This window comes from Streptosporangium sp. NPDC049644, assembly GCF_040675205.1.
GTDB classification, from domain to species: Bacteria; Actinomycetota; Actinomycetes; order Streptosporangiales; family Streptosporangiaceae; genus Streptosporangium; species Streptosporangium fukuiense.
In genome coordinates this window covers 1-5,651 of the sequence record NZ_JBFAOJ010000193.1, presented here as the reverse complement: position 1 = coordinate 5,651, position 5,651 = coordinate 1, and the positions used below count along the sequence as shown (strand labels likewise).

1 protein-coding gene is annotated in these 5,651 nt (G+C 70.2%); it reads left to right on the top strand.

From position 1 onward, the window contains the following. Window positions 1-30: 30 nt before the first annotated feature. A partial coding sequence (locus tag AB0J58_RS43875) for an SDR family NAD(P)-dependent oxidoreductase (RefSeq protein WP_364227524.1) occupies window positions 31-5,651 on the top strand: 5,621 nt, incomplete at its 3' end.

The following is a 5,651-nucleotide window of genomic DNA, read 5'->3' as shown; positions in this document are numbered from 1 at the left end:
CTGGAGCAGCGGTATCGGGTGTTCGTGGAGGTGAGTCCGCATCCGGTGCTGACGGTCGGCATCGGCGAGTGTGTGGACGAGACCGACGCCGTCACCGTGATCGCCGGGACGCTGCGCCGCGACGACGGTGGCCTGGAGCGGGTGCTGACTTCGGCGGCCGAGCTGTTCGTCCGTGGGGCGAAGGTGGACTGGCGGCAGGTGCTGGCGGGCGGGCGGCGGGTCGACCTGCCCACCTACGCCTTTCAACATCAGGGGTTCTGGCCCGAGGGAACGGGAGCCGGAGCTGGGAATGTGGCCGCGGCGGGACTGGCCGCGACGGATCACCCGTTGCTGGGTGCCGCGGTCGGTCTGGCCGACTCGGACGGGGTGCTGCTGACCGGGCGGTTGTCGTTGCGTTCGCATCCGTGGCTGGTCGATCACGCTGTGGCCGGGATGGTGTTCTTCCCGGGGACCGGGTTCTTGGAGCTGGCGATTCGGGCCGGTGACCAGGTCGGTTGTGACCTGGTGGAGGAGCTGACCCTGGTCGCGCCGCTGGTGCTGGGCGAGGCCGATGCCGTCGCGGTGCAGGTGTGGGTGGGCGCGGCCCAGGAGTCGGGTCGCCGGAGCGTGAACGTGTACGCCCGCCCGGCGGACGCGGCCGAGGAGGTGCCGTGGGTGCGGCACGCCACCGGCACGCTCGCCACGGGCAGCCGGGCCGTCGTGCCGTTCGATGCGGAGGTGTGGCCACCGGCAGGTGCGACCGCGATCGCGCTGGACGGTTTCTATGACCGGCTGGCCGAGGGGTTGCTCGTCTATGGCCCGGTGTTCCAAGGGTTGCGGGCGGCCTGGTGGGGCGAGGGGGGCGAGGTATTCGCCGAGGTCGCGTTACCCGAGCAGGCGCTGTCGGGTGCGGGTGCGTTCGGGGTGCACCCGGCGTTGCTGGACGCGGCCTTGCACGCTTCGACGTTCGCCGGTCTGGACGACGAGGTGGGGACGCGGTTGCCGTTCTCCTGGGGAGAGGTGAGCCTGCACGCCACCGGGGCGGCGATGCTGCGGGTGCGACTGAGCCGGACCGCTGCCGACTCGGTGTCGCTGGTCGCGGTGGACGTTGCCGGGGAGCCGGTGCTGTCGGCGCGGTCGCTGGTGCTGCGCCCGTTCTCGCCCGACCAACTCGCCACCGCGGATGGCGGGCAGGAGACGGTGGGGAACGGGTTGTTCCGGTTGGACTGGGCTCCGCTGCCGGAACTCCCCATGGTCGATCCGGTACCGGTGGCAGCGGTCGGTTTTGCGGGGTTCGAGCCGGACCCGCTGGGCTTTGCCGGAGTGTGGAAGTCGGCCGGCCAGTCGGTCGCGGTTCATCGTGATCTGTCGGCACTGACCGAGGCGGGGCCGGTGCCTGAGGTGGTGCTGGTCGAGGTCGGGGCCGGGCAGGCCGGGGACGAGGCGATCTCGGCGCATGCGGTGACGACTGGGGTGCTGGGCCTGCTGCAGGGGTGGCTGGCCGATGAGCGGTGTGCTGATTCGCGGCTGGTGGTCATCACGCGGGGCGCGGTGGCCGTGAGCGAGAGCGAGGCGGTCACCGATCTGGCGGCCGCGGCGGTGTGGGGCCTGATGCGGTCGGCGCAGTCGGAGAATCCGGGCAGATTCGTCCTGGTCGACCTGGATGATCAGGATTCCTCGCTCGCCACTTTGCGCGATGTACTGCTCGCGATGCCGGCGCTGGATGAGCCGCAGGTGGCGGTGCGTGACGGTGGGGTGCGGGCGCCGAGGTTGGCGTCGCTGGCGTCGGGGGCGGGTCTGCTGCCGCCGGTCGGTGAGGGTTCATGGCGGTTGGGTAGCCGGGCCAAGGGCAGCCTGGACGCGCTGGAGTTGCTTGCGTTCCCGCAGGCGGTCGAGCCGCTGGAGGCCGGGCAGGTTCGGGTGGCGGTGCGTGCGGCGGGGGTGAACTTCCGGGATCTGCTGGACGGGTTGAACGCGCTGGGCTGGTTCCAGGACAAGGTCGGCCTGATGGGCAGCGAGGTCGCCGGTGTGGTGCTGGAGGTCGGCCCCGGCATCGAGGACCTGCGGCCGGGGGACCGGGTGATGGGTCTGGCCGAGGGCGCGTTCGGCCCGGTGGTCGTCGCCGAAGCCGTGATCTTGGTGAAGATCCCCGATCACTGCTCGTTCGAGCAGGCAGCGACGATCCCGGTGGCGTTCCTCACCACCTATTACGGTCTGATGGATCTGGCCGGGTTGCGGGAGGGTGAGTCGCTGCTGGTGCACGCGGGCACCGGTGGGACCGGGATGGCGGCGATCCAGTTGGCGCAGCGGCTCGGGGTGGAGGTGTTCGCCACCGCCAGCCCGGCGAAGTGGGATGTGCTGCGTTCGATGGGTATCCCGGATGACCACATCGCCTCCTCGCGGAGTGTGGAGTTCGAGGAGCGGTTCCGGGAGGTGTGTGGTGAGCGGGGCATCGATGTGGTGCTCAACTCGCTGACGGGAGAGTTCATCGACGCCTCGGCGCGGCTGCTGCGTCCGGGTGGCCGGTTCATCGAGTTGGGCAAGCTCGACATCCGCGAGCAGGAGAGCTTCCCGGGGCTGGAGTATCACTGGTTCGACGTGGCGGATGCCGGCCCCGAGCGGTTGCGGCAGATGTTGGGCGAGCTGGCGAAGCTGTTCGCGGCCGGTGAGTTGCGGCCGTTGCCGGTGACGGCGTGGGATGTGCGCCGGGGCCGGGAGGCGTTCCGGTTCATGAGCCAGGCCAAGCACACCGGCAAGATCGTGCTGACCATGCCCCGGGTCTGGGACCCGGAGGGCACGGTGTTGATCACCGGTGGTACCGGTGGTCTGGGGGTGGAGGTGGCCCGGCATCTGGTGGCCGAGCACGGGGTGCGGCACCTGCTGCTGGCCAGCCGCAGGGGTCTGGAGGCTCCGGGGGCGCTGGAGTTGCGGGCCGAGCTGATCGCGCACGGTGTCGAGGTCACGGTCGCCGCCTGTGATGTGGCCGACCGCGATCAGGTCGCGGCGCTGCTCGCGCAGGTCGATAACGGGCACCCGCTGACCGCGGTGATCCATACCGCCGGTGTGCTGGACGATGGCACGATCGCCTCGCTGACGCCGGAGCGGCTGGCCGGGGTGTTGCGGCCGAAGGTGGACGCGGCCTGGCACCTGCACGAGCTGACCCAGGGCCTGGACCTGGCAGGGTTCGTGATGTTCTCCTCGTTCGCCGGCGTGACGGGCACCGCGGGGCAGGGCAACTACGCGGCGGCCAATGTATGGCTGGACGGGTTGATGGCGCGGCGCCGGGCGCAGGGGTTGCCGGGGTTGTCGCTGGCGTGGGGTTTGTGGGCCCAGGAGACCGGGATGACCGGGAGTATGTCGCAGGCCGATGTGCAGCGAATCACCTCGGCCGGGCTGCCGCTGATCAGCACCGAGCAGGGTATGGCGCTGTTGGACGCGGCCCTGAGGTCGGATGCACCGCTGGTTCTCCCGGTCCTGCTGAACATACCGGCGATGCCCGCTCAGTTGGTGCCGCCGCTGTTGCGCGGGCTGGTGCGCGGCACCCGCCGTACAGCAGCGGCGGCGCGTGCGGTTGATGAAGGAGCGTTGGTGCGGCAACTGGCCGGGCTGACGCAGGCCGACCGGACCCGGTTCATGACCGATCTGGTCCGCACTCAGGCCGCAGCCGTTCTGGGACACTCCGACTCCACGGCGGTGGACGTCAGGCGGGAGTTCCGCGAACTGGGCTTCGACTCGCTGACCGCGATCGAGTTGCGCAACCGGCTCAACGTGGCCACCGGGCTGCGGCTGCCCTCCACTCTCGTCTTCGACTACCCCACCCCCGCCGTGCTCGGTGAGTACCTGCTGAGCGAGGTGCTCGGCGCGCACGGCGACGCCATCCTGCCGGTGGCCGCGGTCTCGGTCGGGGACGACCCGATCGTCATCGTCTCGATGGCCTGCCGTTATCCCGGAGAGGTGAGCTCTCCGGAGGATCTGTGGCGGCTGGTCGTCGAGGGGCAGGACGTCATGACCCCGTTGCCGGCCGGCCGCGGCTGGGAAGGCTATAGCGGTCTGGGCCTGCAGGGCGGGTTCGTTTCCGACGCACCCGGGTTCGACGCGGAGTTCTTCAGGATCTCGCCGCGCGAGGCGCTGGCGATGGATCCGCAGCAGCGCCTGCTGCTGGAGACGGCCTGGGAGGTCTTCGAACGCGCAGGCGTCGATCCGGACTCGTTGCGGGGCAGTGAGACCGGCGTCTTCATCGGTGCCTCCGGCTCGGGCTACGCGCCCGGAGAGGAGTCTCTCGGTTACATCATGACCGGCCTGATGGGCAGCGTGGCCTCTGGCCGGATCTCCTACACCTTCGGGCTGGAGGGGCCGGCGGTGACGGTGGACACTGCGTGTTCATCGTCACTGGTGACTATCCACATGGCGGCACAGGCGTTGCGCAATGGGGAGTGCTCACTGGCCCTGGCCGGTGGTGTGACGGTGATGACGACTCTCGGGGCGTTCGCGGAGTTCGGTGAGCAGGGCGGGCTGGCGCAAGATGCCCGGTGTAAGGCGTTCTCCGACTCGGCGGACGGCATCGGGTGGTCCGAGGGCGCCGGCTTGGTGATGCTGGAGCGGTTGTCGGACGCTCAGCGCAACGGTCATCAGGTCCTGGCGGTGGTGCGTGGTTCGGCGGTCAACCAGGACGGTGCGTCCAATGGGCTGACGGCGCCGAACGGCCCTTCGCAGCGACGGGTGATCCGTCAGGCGCTGGCTGTCGCCGGGCTGTCTCCCGCCGAGGTTGACGTGGTGGAGGGCCACGGGACCGGGACGACGCTGGGTGACCCGATCGAGGCGCAGGCCCTGCTGGCGACCTACGGTCAGGACCGGCCGGAAGACCGGCCGATCCTGCTGGGGTCGATCAAGTCGAATCTCGGGCACGCGCAGTCGGCGGCCGGTGTGGCGAGCGTGATCAAGATGGTCATGGCTCTCCAGCACGGGGTGCTGCCCAAGACGCTGCACGTGGACGAGCCGTCGTCACATGTGGACTGGGCGTCTGGCGCGGTGGAACTGCTGACCGAGACCATGGACTGGCCGGATATGGGCCGCCCGCGCCGGGCGGGGGTGTCGTCGTTCGGGATCAGCGGCACCAACGCACACATGATCCTTGAGCAGGGGCCGCAGGTCGCGGAACCGGAGGCCGGTGATACCGGTTCGGCCGTGGGCGTGGTGCCGTGGGTGGTGTCGGCGAAGACTCCTGAGGCGTTGCGCGCTCAGGCAGGCCGTCTGGCGGCGTTCATGGACACGCGCGGCGAGCTGGGTCTGGTGGATACGGCGTTCTCGCTGGTGTCGTCGCGGTCGGTGTTCGAGCACCGTGCGGTGGTGGTCGGCGGGGATCGTGAGGGTCTGCTGGCGGGGCTGGGTGCGCTGGGTGCGGGTGAGTCGGTGCCCGGTGTGGTGCGGGGTGTGGCCGATGTGGACGGTCGGATGGTGTGGGTGTTCCCGGGTCAGGGGGCGCAGTGGGTGGGGATGGGGGCCGCCCTGCTGGAGGAGTCGGGGGTGTTCGCCGGGCGGATGGCCGAATGTGCGGCGGCGTTGGAGCCATTCGTGGAGTGGTCGTTGCTGGATGTGGTGCGTCAGGTGGAGGGTGCGCCTTCGCTGGATCGGGTGGATGTGGTGCAGCCGACCTCGTTCGCGGTGATGGTGTC